15 protein-coding genes are annotated in these 13,669 nt (G+C 63.6%); 6 read left to right on the plus strand and 9 right to left on the minus strand.

The window, feature by feature from the left end:
* Positions 1-64 precede the first annotated feature (64 nt).
* The gene (locus tag AB4Z43_RS25315; RefSeq protein ID WP_019861689.1) at positions 65-3,241 is read left to right on the plus strand and encodes an efflux RND transporter permease subunit; all 3,177 of its coding nucleotides are present in this window, start codon (positions 65-67) and stop codon (positions 3,239-3,241) included.
* 120 nt (positions 3,242-3,361) lie between these two features.
* Positions 3,362-3,520 (plus strand): DUF3309 family protein, encoded by a 159-nt coding sequence (locus AB4Z43_RS25320; protein WP_441939374.1) that lies wholly within the window; start codon positions 3,362-3,364, stop codon positions 3,518-3,520.
* Positions 3,521-3,563: 43 nt separating this feature from the next.
* Here the strand turns inward: AB4Z43_RS25320 and AB4Z43_RS25325 are convergent, their stop codons facing one another.
* Positions 3,564-4,520, minus strand: a complete 957-nt coding sequence (locus AB4Z43_RS25325; RefSeq protein WP_441939376.1) for an SDR family oxidoreductase — start codon at positions 4,518-4,520, stop codon at positions 3,564-3,566.
* An 87-nt stretch (positions 4,521-4,607) separates the two neighbouring features.
* Positions 4,608-4,811: a DUF680 domain-containing protein gene (locus tag AB4Z43_RS25330; RefSeq protein ID WP_019861686.1), complete on the minus strand. Its 204-nt coding sequence runs from the start codon at positions 4,809-4,811 to the stop codon at positions 4,608-4,610.
* Between the two features lie 115 nt (positions 4,812-4,926).
* Here AB4Z43_RS25330 and AB4Z43_RS25335 point away from each other — a divergent pair, with 115 nt between their 5' ends.
* A complete protein-coding gene (locus AB4Z43_RS25335; protein WP_019861685.1) occupies positions 4,927-5,835 on the plus strand; it encodes a LysR family transcriptional regulator in 909 nt (302 codons plus the stop codon).
* On the opposite strand, the gene AB4Z43_RS25340 is transcribed toward AB4Z43_RS25335, so the two are convergent.
* Complete coding sequence (locus tag AB4Z43_RS25340; protein ID WP_441939379.1) at positions 5,799-6,974, minus strand: MFS transporter; 1,176 nt, start codon at positions 6,972-6,974, stop codon at positions 5,799-5,801. The two genes, AB4Z43_RS25335 and AB4Z43_RS25340, sit on opposite strands and share 37 nt — an antisense overlap.
* A gap of 190 nt (positions 6,975-7,164) precedes the next feature.
* Between AB4Z43_RS25340 and AB4Z43_RS25345 the strand changes: the two genes are divergently transcribed.
* Entirely contained in the window at positions 7,165-7,740 is a 576-nt protein-coding gene (locus AB4Z43_RS25345; protein ID WP_083246447.1) for a nuclear transport factor 2 family protein, read from the plus strand.
* Between the two features lie 29 nt (positions 7,741-7,769).
* Here the strand turns inward: AB4Z43_RS25345 and AB4Z43_RS25350 are convergent, their stop codons facing one another.
* Together AB4Z43_RS25350 and AB4Z43_RS25355 are read right to left on the minus strand one after the other, a co-directional pair.
* A complete protein-coding gene (locus AB4Z43_RS25350) occupies positions 7,770-8,078 on the minus strand; it encodes a DUF1244 domain-containing protein (protein ID WP_038653467.1) in 309 nt (102 codons plus the stop codon).
* An 11-nt stretch (positions 8,079-8,089) separates the two neighbouring features.
* Positions 8,090-8,887 carry an N-formylglutamate amidohydrolase gene (locus tag AB4Z43_RS25355; RefSeq protein ID WP_202361415.1) on the minus strand — a complete coding sequence of 266 codons (798 nt, stop codon included), beginning with the start codon at positions 8,885-8,887 and terminating at the stop codon, positions 8,090-8,092.
* Positions 8,888-9,133: 246 nt separating this feature from the next.
* On the opposite strand from AB4Z43_RS25355, the gene AB4Z43_RS25360 reads away from it, so the two are divergent.
* Positions 9,134-9,622, plus strand: coding sequence for a DUF1036 domain-containing protein (locus AB4Z43_RS25360; protein ID WP_202361416.1), 489 nt, complete (start codon positions 9,134-9,136; stop codon positions 9,620-9,622).
* Positions 9,619-11,055 (plus strand): pyruvate kinase, encoded by a 1,437-nt coding sequence (pyk, locus tag AB4Z43_RS25365; RefSeq protein ID WP_019861679.1) that lies wholly within the window; start codon positions 9,619-9,621, stop codon positions 11,053-11,055. The genes AB4Z43_RS25360 and pyk overlap by 4 nt, the downstream gene beginning before the upstream one ends.
* A 93-nt stretch (positions 11,056-11,148) precedes the next feature.
* Here pyk and AB4Z43_RS25370 read toward each other — a convergent pair whose 3' ends face one another.
* The 4 genes from AB4Z43_RS25370 to ykgO form a co-directional block, all read right to left on the minus strand.
* Positions 11,149-11,619 carry a hypothetical protein gene (locus AB4Z43_RS25370; protein ID WP_441939382.1) on the minus strand — a complete coding sequence of 157 codons (471 nt, stop codon included), beginning with the start codon at positions 11,617-11,619 and terminating at the stop codon, positions 11,149-11,151.
* 1 nt (position 11,620) lies between these two features.
* Positions 11,621-12,688, minus strand: coding sequence for an alpha/beta fold hydrolase (locus tag AB4Z43_RS25375; protein WP_441939384.1), 1,068 nt, complete (start codon positions 12,686-12,688; stop codon positions 11,621-11,623).
* Between the two features lie 114 nt (positions 12,689-12,802).
* On the minus strand, positions 12,803-13,411 hold the full coding sequence (locus tag AB4Z43_RS25380; protein WP_019861676.1) for a tetratricopeptide repeat protein: 609 nt from the start codon (positions 13,409-13,411) through the stop codon (positions 12,803-12,805).
* A gap of 109 nt (positions 13,412-13,520) precedes the next feature.
* A complete protein-coding gene (ykgO, locus tag AB4Z43_RS25385; RefSeq protein ID WP_006327841.1) occupies positions 13,521-13,646 on the minus strand; it encodes a type B 50S ribosomal protein L36 in 126 nt (41 codons plus the stop codon).
* Positions 13,647-13,669 lie beyond the last annotated feature (23 nt).

The raw sequence follows: 13,669 nt of genomic DNA on the forward strand, positions 1-13,669 counted from the left end.
GGCGCCGGGCTCTGCCCGGCGATGTCAGGCCGTTCGCCACTCCCGAAAGCAACAGGCATAAGTCATGGATATCGTCAGACTCGCAATCAACAATGCCCGGCTGACCATCTCGGTCCTGGTCTTCCTGCTGATTGCAGGCTGGGTCGCCTATCAGTCGACGCCGAAGGAAGCGGAACCCGACGTTCCGATTCCGATGATGTATGTCAGCCTGATCTATCAAGGCATCTCGCCGGAGGATTCCGAGCGCCTGCTGCTGCGGCCGATGGAAAGCAAGCTGAAAAGCCTGAAGGGCCTCAAGGAAATGCGCTCGGCCGCCTTCCAGGGCGGCGGCTATGTGCTGGTCGAGTTCCAGCCGCAGACCAATCTGGCGACGGCACTGCAGGATACACGCTCCAAGGTGCAGGACGGCAAGGCCGATCTGCCGCAAGCGGCCGAGGAGCCTGTCGTCACCGAGGTCAACATTTCCGAATTCCCGGTGCTTGTCGTCACACTGTCGGGCGAATTGCCCGAACGCGTGCTGGCCGCCGCGGCGCGCGAACTGCGTGATCGCATTGAGGAGGTGCCCGGCGTTCTCGAAGGCTCGCTGCAGGGCTCGCGCGACGATCTCGTCGAGGTCGTCATCGATCCGATGAAGCTGTCTTCATACGGGCTGCAACTTGACCAGCTAATCGGCGCCGTCGGCGCCTCCAACAGCCTGGTCGCCGCCGGCAATATCGAGGGCTCGCAAGGCAAATACGCCGTCAAGGTGCCGTCGCTGATCGAGACGCCGGAGGATGTCGCGGCGCTGCCGGTGGTTGCCGGCCCCAATGCCGTGGTGCAGGCCAAGGACATCGCGACGATCCGCTCGACCTTCGCCGACGCCACGACGATCACGCGCCTCAACGGCAAGCCGGCCATCGCCATCGAGGTCAAGAAGCGCATCGGCGCCAATCTGATCGATACGTTGACCAAGGTGAGGGCGGTGTCCGACGCCTTCGTCAAAACCATGCCCGAGGGGATGCATGTCACCTACACGCAGGATAAGTCGGTCTTCGTCAACCAGCTACTGGGTGATCTGCAGAACCACGTGATGATCGCCGTCATCCTGGTGTTCATCGTCATCCTCTACGCGCTGTCCGGCCGTGCCTCGCTGCTCATCGGCCTCGCCATCCCGTCGTCCTTCCTGATCGGCATCCTGCTATTGGCGATGATGGGCTACACGATCAACATGATCGTGCTGTTCAGCCTTATCCTGGCGGTCGGCATGCTGGTGGACGACGCCATCATCGTCACCGAATTCGCCGAACGGCGGATGAGCGAAGGCATGCCGAAGCAGGAAGCCTTCGCGCTTGCCGCCAAGCGCATGGCCGGACCGGTCATCGCGGCGACGATGACGCGTATCGCCGCCTTCTCGCCGCTGCTGTTCTGGCCAGGCATCATCGGCGACTTCATGAAGTACATGCCGATCACGCTGATCGTCACGCTGTCGGCGTCGATGCTCTATGCGCTGGTCTTCGCGCCGACGCTTGGCGCGATCTTCGCCAAGGCGCCGGAGCATCACGCCGACGACAATCGCGACGGCTGGTACATGGCGGTCGTCAAGCAGGCGGTGCGCTTCCCCATCACCGTGCTGGTGCTCACCGTCGTCTTGCTGGCCGGCATCTTCGTTGGCTATTCGAAGTACGGCGCCGGCGTCGAGTTCTTCCCGAGCGTGGAGCCCGACTACGGCCTGCTCTATGTGCATGCCCGCGGCAACCTTTCGCTGGCCGAAATGGACACGGCGACCAAGATCGCCGAAAACCGGCTGCTCGGCTGGCCGGGCCTCAAGTCGGTCTATACCCGCGTCGGCAAGTCCGAAGGCGGTGGCCAGGATGTGCCCGAGGATGTCGTCGGCGTCATCCAGTACGAATTCATCGACTGGCGCGAGCGCAAATCGGCGAACCAGATCCTGAACGATCTGCGTGGCGTCATGGCCGGCATTCCCGGCGTCGACGTCGAGGTCCGCGTCCCGGAAGCCGGTCCGCCGACCGGCAAGCCGATCCAGATCAGGCTCTCAGCCATCGACCCAAAGGGATTGGACGAGAAGGCGCGTGCGGTTGCGGCGCGCATCGCCAAGGTTCCCGGCGTCATCGACGTTTCCGACGGCCTGCCGCCGCCCGGCGTCGACTGGGCACTCGAGGTCGACCGCGCCAAGGCTGCGCAGTACGGCATCAGCCCGACCTCGGTCGGGACGGTGGTGCAGCTCGTCACCAACGGCCTGAAGCTGTCGGAATACCGGCCTGCCGGCGCCGACAAGGCGGTCGATATCCGGCTGCGCTTGCCGGAGGACCGGCGCACGCTGTCGACGCTCGACGAGCTCAGAGTGCAGACCTCGCAAGGGTCGGTGCCGATTTCGAACTTTGTCGTCCGCAAGGCCAAGCCAAGCGTCGGCATCCTCAACCGCATCGACGGCGCCCGCACCGTTGTGGTGCAGGCCAACGTCGCCGCCGGCAAGCAGGTCGCCGCCGTGCAGCAGGAGGTCACCCAGGCCGTCACCGACATGAATCTCGGCAGCGGCATCCGCTGGAAACTGGCCGGCTCGAACGAGGACAGCGCCGAAGCCAGCGCCTTCCTCAGCAAGGCCTTCGGTGCGGCGATCTTCCTGATCTTCCTGGTGCTTTTGGCGCAGTTCAACAAGTTCACCAGCGTCTGGCTGGTGCTGTCCTGCGTGGTCATGGCGACGATCGGCGTGTTTCTGGGACTGCTGATAACAGGCGAGACGTTCGGCATCGTCATGTCGGGCATCGGCGTCATCGCGCTGGCCGGCGTGGTGGTGAACAACAACATCGTGCTGATCGACACCTATGACCGGCTGCGCGAAGAGGGCTGGGACAAGATGGATGCCGTGCTGCAGACCTGCCGCGAGCGTGCGCGACCGGTGGTGCTGACGGCGGTGTCGGCCATCCTCGGCGTGCTGCCGATCGCCTTCGGCCTCGGGCTGGAGATATTCCATCACGAGACGACGATCAACGCGCCGTCGACGCAATGGTGGATTTCGCTGTCCTCGGCGATCGTCTTCGGCCTCTCCTTCGCCACGGTGCTGACGCTGGTGGTGACGCCGTCGATGCTGATGGTGTTCACCCGCGCCAAGGTCAAGCCAGGCGCACGGCGCGGCCTGATCAGCCGGCTGTTCCGGCGCGGCAAGGGCGAAATCTCGTCGGAGACGCCGACGGCGGACGCCGGCGCGGAACCCGCGATCGCCTTTCCAAAAGCCGCCGAGTAGGCAGGCTTGCCAATCTGAAAGGCAAAGGCCGCCCGGAACAACCGGGCGGCCTTTTGCATTGTTCCCCCGGCGTCATGCGAAAGCATCGTCCTTGGGCAAACTCAATGCAGGGAATTTCTCATGCCGATCAGCACCCTTGTCATCATAGTCCTGATCCTTGTCCTGATCGGCGCGGTGCCAGCCTGGCCGCATTCGCGCTCCTGGGGTTATGGACCCTCTGGCATTGTCGGTGTGGCGCTGGTGGTGATCCTGGTGTTGCTGCTGATGGGGCGGCTCTGAGCCGCCTTTTCGCTTCGTGACAGGCATGGCCAGACGGCTTAACTCAGGCAGCCTTCATGCTCTTCACAGTGGCGATGCCGATGTCCTCGAGGGCTTGGGCGACCGCCTGATCGAGCGGCGTGTGCGGGATTTCGCCGATGATGCCTTCCAGCCGCGTCGAGGCCAGGCGGTGCGGCTCGAAGCGCAGGTAGGACATCGAGACGATCTCGCGCCACATCGCCACGAACGGGCTGCCGGCGCGCAGCACCCACCAAGGCATCGAGGTCATCTTGAGCGGCCGGTCAAGCGCCTTTTCTGCAGCGGCCTTGATCTCAACATCGGTGACGGCATGGCCTGGAAAGTTCAGCGCCTCATAGGAGCCGAGCTTGTCGAGATTCTTGGCCAGTGCGACGAAGGCCACGGCGAAGTCCGGCAGATAAGCCCATTCATGCACGAGGTCGGCGGGACCGGGCGCGGTGTAGACGCCCTTGCTGATCTTGGCGGCGACGACCAGGTCGAACCAGGAGCCGCTGCGGGTGCCGCCGAAGAAGTCGCCGGCGCGCAGCAGAATCGTGCGCACCCGGCTGGCTTCTGCCTCGTGGCGGAACAGATCCTCCATGGCGCAGCGGATACGGCCCTTATCGGTGGTCGGATGGAACGGCGTGTCTTCCGTGATCACCGCCGGCATAGGCGAGCCGTAATTGTAGACGGTGCCGGGGAACAGATGCAGCGCGTTGTTGGCATGGCAGGCGGCCATGACGTTCTCGGCCATCGGCAAGCATTTGCCCCAGTCGGTGTAGATCGGGTTGAGGCCGTTGAAGATGATATCGACGCCCTCGGTGGCACGGATCAGCGATTGACGGTCCAGCGCATCGCCGGCAACCGCCGTGGCGCCTTCGAGCTCGGCCGGCACCTTGCCGGTGCGGGTGACGGTGCGGACGTCGAAGCCGGCGTCGATGAAGGCCTTGGCAACCACGCGGCCGAGCCGGCCATTGGCGCCGAGAATTGCGATCTTGGTCATTGTTCGTCTCCTTGTTTAATTTGAAGCGAGGGGGGTTGAGGCGGCGGGACGCGCCCGCCGCTTTCTGGATCTTCCGCGGACCGCCGTTCAGCGGCTGCCGAAGAGGTCGCGGTTGCTGCCCTGGGGCTTCTGATCGGTGATCTCGGATTTCTCGATCGAGGTGGTGGTCGTGGCGTCGGTGCTGGCGACGACAGGCTGGCTGGCGTCGTTCGAGCCGAACTTGTCGCTGCCGGCAAAAGCCGTGCTGGCGGCGATGAGGAGGGCGGCGGCGGTGAGAGCGATCTTGGTCATTTTGAATTCTCCTGGTTGGTGGTTGCAGTCCGTATCGGTGTTTGCAGGGCGAATATGATTGCCTCACTGATGAATTGAAATTGACCATGGATGCAGTTCTGATATTCATTATTGAATGGCTGATATCGACTGGAACTTGATCAAGAGCTTCGTCACGGTCGCGGAAACCGGCAGCTTGTCGGCTGCCGCGCGCAAGCTGTCGGCCAGCCAGCCGACGCTTGGCCGTCACATCGGCGAATTGGAGCAGGCGCTCGGTGTCACGCTGTTCAGGCGCGGGCGTAGCGGCTATGCGCTGACGGAAGCCGGCGCCACGCTGTTCGAACGCGGCAAGACGGTCAGCGAGCAGGCGAGCGCGTTTTCACGCCTGGCGCTGGGTTCGGTCGAGGCAATCGAAGGCACGGTGCGCATCGCCGCCAGCGAAGTGGTGGCGGCCTATGTGCTGCCCGACATGACCGCACGGCTCGGCATCGAGGAACCCGGCATCGAGGTCGAGATCGTTGCCTCGAACCAGGTCGAGAACCTGCTGCGACGGGACGCCGACATCGCCATCCGCATGGTCAAGCCGGCGCAGAACGAACTGGTGGCACGCAAGGTCTGCGACATCCCGCTCTGCGCCTGCGCGGCCATTTCCTATCTCGACCGGCGCGGCCGCCCGCTTGGGCCGGCCGACCTTACCGATCACCCTTTGATCGGCTTCGACCGCAGCGACGAGATGATCCGGGGCTTTACGCAATTCGGCCTCCCGGTCACCCGGAGCAGTTTCCGTTTCAGGGCGGACAACCAGGTCGTCCTGTGGGAGGCGGTGCGGGCGGGAAACGGCATTGGCCTCGGTCAGGAGCCGCTGGCCGATCGCGACCCGCTGGTGGAGAAGGTGCTGCCCGGCCTGCCGCTGCCAAGCCTGCCGGTATGGCTGGCGATGCATCGCGATGTGCGCAGCAGCGTGCGCATCCGCCGTGTGGCGGATTTTCTCCACGAGGAGTTGAAGCGCTATTCGGCGGGCACGGCGGCGAATTCGGCGCGGTGAGCGAGGCCCGCCATCAGCAAGACGACGATCAGCAGCACCGACATGGCGATGAAGATCGGTCCGAAGCTGGAATGCTCGGCGACGAAGCCGATCGCCGACGGCGCCACCAAGATGCCGGAATAGCCCATGGTGGTGACAACGCTCATGCCGGTGCCCGACGACATGCCTTCCTGGTTGCCGCCCGCCGAAAAGATGATCGGCACCATATTGGCGATGCCTAAGCCGCAAAGGGCAAAGGCCGCGATGGCGAGCCAGGGCGAGGGCGACAGGCCGGCGATCAGCATGCCGGTGGCGGCGACGACAGCCGAGCCGCGCAGCGTCGTCACCGCGCCGAAGCGGTTGCGCACGCCATCGCCGAAGAAGCGCATGATCGCCATGACGCCGGAAAAGGCGGCATAGGCAAGGCCGGCGACGGCAAGGTCGGCGCCGAGTTCTTGTCGCAGATACAGCGCCGCCCAATCGAGCACCGCGCCCTCGGAGATCATCGTCAGCAGAGCCATCAGGCCGATCAGGTAGACCAGCGGGTTTGCCGGCAGCGTGAATTTGTGATGCTCGGCCGCCTGTGGCCTGTCCTCGGCGACGAGATAGCCGACCGCCATCGCGATCGCCGCGAAGGCAAGCACGGTCACGACCGCGGCATGGGCGAGGTGGCCATAGTGCTGGATGGCAAAGCCGCCGAGGCCGCCGCCGGCGAAACCGCCGAGGCTCCAGAAGCCGTGCGAGGAGGACATGATGGCGCGCGACATCTTTCGCTCCACCACCACCGCATTGGCGTTCATGGCGACATCCATGCCGCCGATCGAGCCGCCGAAAATGAACATGGCGATGGCCGCCAGCGGCACGTTGGGCGCCAGCGCCACGACCAGCAGGCCGAGGCTGCCGCACAGGCCGAACCAGCGCAGCACGGTGCGCGAGCCATGTTTCAAGATCAGGTGGCCGCACCAGGTCATGGCGGTGACTGCACCGGCGCCGAACAAAAGGATCAGCAGGCCAAGCGTGAATTTCGAAATGTCGAGCCGGGTCAGGAACACAGGGATCTGCGGCGCCCAGCTACCGGTCAGGAAGCCATTGGCGAGGAAAATGGCGGCCACGGCCCATCGCCCGCGAATGGCAGTCTGCATGGCGTTTTGCGCATACATGGCTCGAATCCGGTCAAGAAATGGCTTTGCGCGGCAAATTAGATCGATTCAATTTTCAGTCAAGCACTCATTGCTCAAAGTTCTGGGCCAAGCGGAGGGCCAGCTGGCCCACGTCTTCGTGCGGTGCCGCTGCGCATGTCCTGCCATCAAGGAAGGCCGGCATCCATGCCTTCTTGAGACCAGCGGCCAGATGAGAGATGATCCGTTCTGCGCCGCCGCCGGTGGCACGCTGCCCGGCCATGCCGAAGCACGGCGATCAAGCGTGGTTGCACCACCATTTGAAGACTTAAAGGAGTATCGATTGCCGTCAACACGGACACCAAAAGACACATTCCTCGCCTTGGTGCGCGGGATTTGCGAAGCAAGCCCAGATCTGCCGGAATTGTATGCGGAGAATACGTCGGTCGTGCACCCATTCGACCCATTGAAACGACCTGAGCTTGTCGGCCGCGAAGCACTTCAGCGACATTTTGGGGCAATGAAGGGCACCCCGACGATTAGATTGGAGCCGACGAATATTCATGTCCATGAGACTGCCGATCCGGAGGTCATCGTGGCTGAATTCAGCTATGCGGGGCACGTGATCGAAAGCGGCCAGGCTGTTTCCTATCCCTGTATCTTCGTCATGCGCGTGCGAAATGGGGAGATTGTAGAATCGCGAGACTACGTTGATCACGTTGGATCGGCCGAAGCCCGTGGCATGCTAAGCGATCTTATGGAGAAGATCAGGCAAACACGCCTGACCAGTTCTGCCGAGGCCGGCTAGACCAGCCAGTTCTTGACGCCAGCCGTGTCTTAGTGATCTTTCGGCCGTCTGGCCTCGAATTCGGCTTTCTTGGCGTCCGACGCTTCGGTCTGGTTGAGAGCCTGCCACTCGGCATAGGGCATGCCGTAGACGATCTCGCGCGACTGATCCTTGGAGAGATCGACACCTTCGGCATTGGCCGCCTCGCGATACCAGTTCGACAGGCAATTGCGACAGAAACCGGCGAGGGTCATCAGGTCGATGTTCTGCACGTCGCTGCGTTCCCTGAGGTGCTCGACCAGCCGGCGAAAAGCGGCGGCTTCGAAATCGCGCTTCTGCTCGTCGCTGAGTTTGGTCATCGGAACCTCCGTCATAGCGGCCCGGTGCGCGAGCCGAATATTTTTACCGCATGTATATCGGGACGGCGGTCTATCGCGTCAACGATTGGCGCCAGGCGCTCGGCCCAGGCAAGCGCGCCTTGCTGGTCCGCTATCAGGTCCTGGCGGATCTCGATCAGCGCGTGGGCATAGCCGTTGACGATGGCGTGCCTGAACATGGTGTCGCCACGCAGCGCGCCGTCATAGGGCTCGTTGTCGCCGACGATCAGGTTCTTGTCCTGCGCCAGCATATCGATCAGCGGGCGCGCAACCCGGTCGTCCAGATCCCACAGGATGCCGACATGCCACGGACGTTGCCTGCCCTGCATCACCGGCGTGAAGGAATGCACCGAGAAGATGAAGGGCGCCCGGCCGGAAGCCTGCGCGACCGAGGCGATCATGGCGCCGACGGCGTCGTGGTAGGGCCGGTAGAAGCGGTCGAGCCGCCTTTCGCGCTCTTCCGGCGCGATGGGATAGTTTCCCGGCACCACCGTGCCGTCATAGAGCTGGCGGATGAGCGTCGGATCGTCCTCGCCGCGATTGGGGTCGATCAACAGCCGCGAAAAATTGGCGATGACCGCCGGCACGTCGAGCAAGCCGGCGAGTTCGCGCGTCACCGCTTCGACGCCAATGTCATAGGCGATGTGCCGGTCGAACTCCGGCGCGGGCAGGCCGAGGCTGCCATAGTCGTCGGGCAGGTCGCGGCGGGCATGATCGGCCAGAAGCACGATGCCCCGCTTGCGGTCGCCCTCGACAATGTCGAAAGGCGCGAAAACTGTGGATCGGGTCATTGGCGGGAAATGGTCTGTTCGCTGGCTTCCGGGGAGGGTGCTATCGTCATTCCACGAAGACGACGCGTGCGCAATGCCGTTGTTTGGCCAAGGTTTATCGGGAAATCTGGCAAAGGGCGACGGATAGTGCGCCGGGAGCCTTCCTAAATCGATTGGAATTGATCAAAACGGCGCGTTGACATGCGCCCGGACTTTTCCGAAAAGGGGCGCAGAGAGATGCAGATGTGGTTCTTGAGGGGTTTTCGGATGGGTTCCGCTGGCAGGCAGCGCATACGCTCTGCCTTTGCCATGCCGTTCCTGACCGTGGCCGTCGGCCTGTCGGCGATGGTCATGGCCTCGCCGGCGCGCGCCGATTTCCGTGTCTGCAACGCCACGCAGAACCTGGTCGGCGTCGGCATCGGCTATCGTGCCAAGGCCGGCTGGATCACCGAAGGCTGGTGGCACATTGAAGGATCGAGCTGCAAGACGTTGATCGAAGGGCCGCTGTCATCAAGGTTTTACTATCTTTATGCAGAAGACGCCGAGCGCGGTGGACGCTGGGACGGCCCGATCAACATGTGCGTGGCTGAAAAAGAGTTCAAGATCGCCGGCGTAAACGACTGCGTCGCCCGGGGCTTTCAGCGCGCCGGATTCCAGGAATATGACACGGGCGAACAGGCAAGCTGGATGGTCCAGCTGACCGATGAACCCGCAACGGGAGGCGCACCAGCCGCCCCGGGAACCAACAGTCAATGAGACGCAGCCGCAAGGTCAAGATCCTAGCCACAATCGGTCCGGCATCCTCCTCCGAGGAGATGCTGCAGAAATTGTTCGAAGCGGGCGCCGATGTGTTCCGCATCAATATGAGCCATACCGACCACGAACTGATGCGCACGCTGGTCGGCCGCATCCGCGCCGTCGAGGAAAAGGTCGGTCGGCCGATCGGCATTCTCGCCGACCTGCAAGGGCCCAAGCTGCGCGTCGGCAAGTTCGCCAATGGCAAGGAAGTGCTGACGCCAGGCCAGACCTTCACGCTCGACGACAATCCCGAGCCCGGCACGTCGACCAGGGTCTATCTGCCGCATCCGGAAATCCTGAGTTCGGTCGAGCCCGGTCACCGTCTTTTGATCGACGACGGCAAGCTCGAGCTGAAGGCGGTGAAGAGTGACGGCAAGTCGATCGTCTGCACGGTCGTCGCCGGCACGACGATTTCCGATAAGAAGGGCGTCAGCCTGCCCGATACCGACCTGCCGGTCGGCGCGCTGACCGAGAAGGACCGCAAGGATCTCGACGCGGTGCTCGCCACGGGCGTCGACTGGATTGCGCTGTCCTTCGTGCAGCGGCCCGAGGATCTGGCCGAAGCGCGCAAGATCGCGCGCGGCCGCGCCCTGATCATGGCCAAGATCGAAAAGCCGCAAGCCGTCGCCCGGCTGGCTGAGATCATCGAACTGTCCGACGCGCTGATGGTCGCCCGCGGCGATCTCGGCGTCGAGATGCCGCTGGAAGCCGTGCCCGGCATCCAGAAGCAGATCACGCGCGCCGCGCGCCGCGCCGGCAAGCCGGTGGTGGTCGCCACGCAGATGCTGGAATCGATGATCACCGCACCGGTGCCGACCCGCGCCGAAGTCTCCGACGTCTCGATCGCTGTCTTCGAGGGCGCCGACGCCATCATGCTGTCGGCGGAATCGGCGGCGGGTGCCTATCCCGTCGAAGCGGTAGCGATGATGAACCGCATCGCGACCAAGGTCGAAACCGACCCGACCTATGCCGGCATCATCAACGCCCAGCGCTCCGAGCCGGAAGCGACCGGCGCCGACGCCATCTCACTGGCCGCCCGCGAGATCGCCGAGACGCTGAAACTGTCGGCGATCATCACCTACACGGCATCCGGCACCACCGGGCTGCGCGCCGCGCGCGAACGGCCCCAGGTGCCGATCATCGCGCTGTCGCCGATCCTCAACACCGCGCGGCGGCTGTCGCTTCTGTGGGGCACGCACTGCGTCGTCTCGCCCGATGCCACCGATCTCGACGACATGGTCAACCGCGCCTGCCGCATTGCGCTGGAAGAAGAGTTCGGCAAGCCGGGCGACCGCGTCATCATCACCGCTGGTGTGCCGCTGAGGACGCCCGGCTCGACCAACATGCTGCGCATCGCCTATGTCGGCTCGGAAAAGCAGGGCAGCCGCTAAGCAGCTGATTTTGAGACTGAAGCGTGTCGCGCGGTTTCGTGCGGCTCGCCGTGGCTGGAATACAAAGCGCGGGACAATGATCCCAGCCTTCATCTAGCCTCTGGCCGTCGCGATCCTGAGCGCTCTTGCCGCGGCCTCCGGGTGGTCCCTGCGCTGAAGAAACCGACGCGCACGGAGAACTGCGTCATATAGATACTGATCCGGACCCAACATCTTTCGCCGGTTCAATTCGGTCGTGTCGAGCAGGTCGAAATCGACCTTCTGGATCGTGCAGTGCCAACCGGCACTGTGGGAGGTCCAGCCCTTTCGATGGTGCTCCAAAAGGCGCTCGCGGTCGGAGTAGCCGTGGTAGTCGAAAGCGATGACGCCGTTCGTCACATAGACATGGTTTCCTGAAAAGCCCTCGGCCGGGATGATCCGCTCCGCATAAAATCCTTCAAGCGGGGGATGCTTGAGGAAAGTGCCTGCAAGAATGTGGCATGCGCCGTAGCCGAAGAAGATGCGATCCGGCAGCGCCCATCGCTTTTCCGGGTTTTTCTTGATGCCGTGCTTGAGGACATACATCTCAGGTCGGCGCGAGTTCGGCCTGGGGCTCCTTGATGTCGGCGCACTTTCCCACACCATAGGCATCGCCGGCGATCCGCGCCTCGACCGTTCTGGCCATCGCCTCCAGGTCGACATCCCCGCCGGCTACCTTCTCGATGGCGCCGACGACGAGGTCCGAGGCGATCCAGTCCGGCTTGTGGCCGAGATTGTGCACCCAGACGAGCTCCGCGCCCGGTATATCGCGCGCCAGGCCGACGGAATGGATATGGGCATAGACGACCTTGTCTCGGTCGCCCGAAATGACCACGGTCGGCGCGCGGATCTCTTTGTAGTGCGGCGCGGCGCCAAGCGTATAGCGATAGAGGCCGGCGACGTCGGTGGCGTTGGCGCGAAAGGCCGCAGGCCGCAGCACCAGCGGGATCGCGGCCGTGCCGAGATAGTCGTCCGGCACCTTGTTGGGCGAGAAAACGCAGGTCGTTGCATCGGCCATCTGAAATGTGCCGGCGGGATAGGCGAGCGTTTCGGAGAAGAGCCGGCCGATCACCGGGACGGTGGTCAGGTCGTAGTACCAGGATGTCGCGCCGCCCGGCCAGGGATGGGTCGCCGGCGCCAGGAAGACGAGACCGAGCGTCCTGTCGGCATGCTCGCGGCCGAAAGCCGCCGTCACCACGCCACCGAAGGAATGGCCGACGATGATCGCCTTCCTGATGCCGAGGCGGTCCATCAAGGCAGCGAGGGTATTGGCCTGTGCTGACGGATCCTCATTGTTGCCGGGTCCGCGCCCCGACCAGCCGTGACCCGGCCGGTCGAAGAACAGCATTTCGGCGCGGCCCTCGAGCAGCGGCCGAAGCGGCAGCACCTGATCCCCGAGATTGGCGCTGGCGCCATGGATGAAGACGATCGGCGGCAGCTCCGGATTGGCGGGGGCGGGAATGTGGACATAATGGATGCGGGCGCCGCCGATGTCGGCGAATTCGCCAATGGGTGGATCGCGGCGCTCGATCAGCCACGAGCCGACGCGGGTCACGCCGACCAAGGCAAAGACGAGCGCGAGAAGGAAGGCGAACGCGGCGGAGATCAGGTTCATGTGGGGAGATACGGGGGTGGCGTGGGATAAGTTTGAGTAGGCAGTAGGCAGTAGGCAGTAGGTTGGTGTTTGCCGCCCAATCCTTCCCCTACTGCCTACGCCCTATTCCCTGCACTAAATTCCTTCGCCGGCAAGCTCTTCCGAAAGCGTGGCGACCTGGTCCTGGGCGCTGCGCATCATCGGATAAATGGCCAGCACCTTCTGCCAGGCCTCGAGCGCCGACTGCTTGTGGCCAGTCAGCGCCATGATCTGCGCCAGGCCCGACAGCGCGCCGAAATGGCGCGGCTCGAGTTGCAGCGTGTGGTCGATGTCGGACATCGACTTGCCGTAGTTTTTCATCATGAAATGCACCGTGGCGCGCCGGTTCCAGCCTTCGGCATAGGTCGGCTGCAAGGTCACCACCTGGTCGAGCAAATCGAGCGCGACGTCGAATTTCTGATTGTCCATCGCTTTTTGCGACCACAACATCATCAGGTCGATCGAGGCGCTGCCGGACTGGAACCATTCGCCCCAGATGTTGCCGGCGATGCGTTCGGCCGCCTTTTCGTTGCGTTCGCGCTTGAGGTCGGAAAACAGCTTGTCGAGCCGGGCCTGTTTGGTCATCGGCGCGGCGGGAGCCTCCGGGGCAGCCGGCGCCGCCGGCTGGTCGTCCGCGGCCCTGGCCGGCACGCTTGTGGCGCCGGAAACAAGCAGGGCTGTCAAAAATGCAAAAAGAATCCGCATCGCCCGATCCTAGTCCCGGGCGGCGGAACAGCAAAGTGATTTTAGCGTGAGAAGGTCGGCAGGCCGACAAGCATCAAGGGGCGGAGGCGAAAAGCCTCCGGCCTAAAGCTCAGCCCTGGCGCGCCTTATAGCGCGGGGCGGTCTTGTTGATGATGTAAACGCGGCCCTTGCGGCGAACCAGCTGGTTGTCGCGGTGACGCGCCTTCAGCGCCTTGAGCGAATTCTTGATCTTCATGGTCTTGCCTGTCGGTGTGGACC

The organism is Mesorhizobium sp. 2RAF45 (genome assembly GCF_052115225.1).
GTDB lineage: Bacteria > Pseudomonadota > Alphaproteobacteria > Rhizobiales > Rhizobiaceae > Mesorhizobium > Mesorhizobium jarvisii.

What these genes read in the sequence shown, in the direction of transcription:
- AB4Z43_RS25360 (WP_202361416.1), top strand. Translation starts at nt 9,134, where the DNA reads ATGGGTTCCGCTGGCAGGCAGCGCATACGCTCTGCCTTTGCCATGCCG.
- AB4Z43_RS25325 (WP_441939376.1), bottom strand. Translation starts at nt 4,520, where the DNA reads ATGACCAAGATCGCAATTCTCGGCGCCAATGGCCGGCTCGGCCGCGTG.
- AB4Z43_RS25340 (WP_441939379.1), bottom strand. Translation starts at nt 6,974, where the DNA reads ATGTATGCGCAAAACGCCATGCAGACTGCCATTCGCGGGCGATGGGCC.
- AB4Z43_RS25375 (WP_441939384.1), bottom strand. Translation starts at nt 12,688, where the DNA reads ATGAACCTGATCTCCGCCGCGTTCGCCTTCCTTCTCGCGCTCGTCTTT.
- AB4Z43_RS25335 (WP_019861685.1), top strand. Translation starts at nt 4,927, where the DNA reads ATGGCTGATATCGACTGGAACTTGATCAAGAGCTTCGTCACGGTCGCG.
- AB4Z43_RS25380 (WP_019861676.1), bottom strand. Translation starts at nt 13,411, where the DNA reads ATGCGGATTCTTTTTGCATTTTTGACAGCCCTGCTTGTTTCCGGCGCC.
- AB4Z43_RS25370 (WP_441939382.1), bottom strand. Translation starts at nt 11,619, where the DNA reads ATGTATGTCCTCAAGCACGGCATCAAGAAAAACCCGGAAAAGCGATGG.
- pyk (WP_019861679.1), top strand. Translation starts at nt 9,619, where the DNA reads ATGAGACGCAGCCGCAAGGTCAAGATCCTAGCCACAATCGGTCCGGCA.
- AB4Z43_RS25315 (WP_019861689.1), top strand. Translation starts at nt 65, where the DNA reads ATGGATATCGTCAGACTCGCAATCAACAATGCCCGGCTGACCATCTCG.
- AB4Z43_RS25320 (WP_441939374.1), top strand. Translation starts at nt 3,362, where the DNA reads ATGCCGATCAGCACCCTTGTCATCATAGTCCTGATCCTTGTCCTGATC.
- ykgO (WP_006327841.1), bottom strand. Translation starts at nt 13,646, where the DNA reads ATGAAGATCAAGAATTCGCTCAAGGCGCTGAAGGCGCGTCACCGCGAC.
- AB4Z43_RS25330 (WP_019861686.1), bottom strand. Translation starts at nt 4,811, where the DNA reads ATGACCAAGATCGCTCTCACCGCCGCCGCCCTCCTCATCGCCGCCAGC.
- AB4Z43_RS25350 (WP_038653467.1), bottom strand. Translation starts at nt 8,078, where the DNA reads ATGACCAAACTCAGCGACGAGCAGAAGCGCGATTTCGAAGCCGCCGCT.
- AB4Z43_RS25345 (WP_083246447.1), top strand. Translation starts at nt 7,165, where the DNA reads ATGAGAGATGATCCGTTCTGCGCCGCCGCCGGTGGCACGCTGCCCGGC.
- AB4Z43_RS25355 (WP_202361415.1), bottom strand. Translation starts at nt 8,887, where the DNA reads ATGACCCGATCCACAGTTTTCGCGCCTTTCGACATTGTCGAGGGCGAC.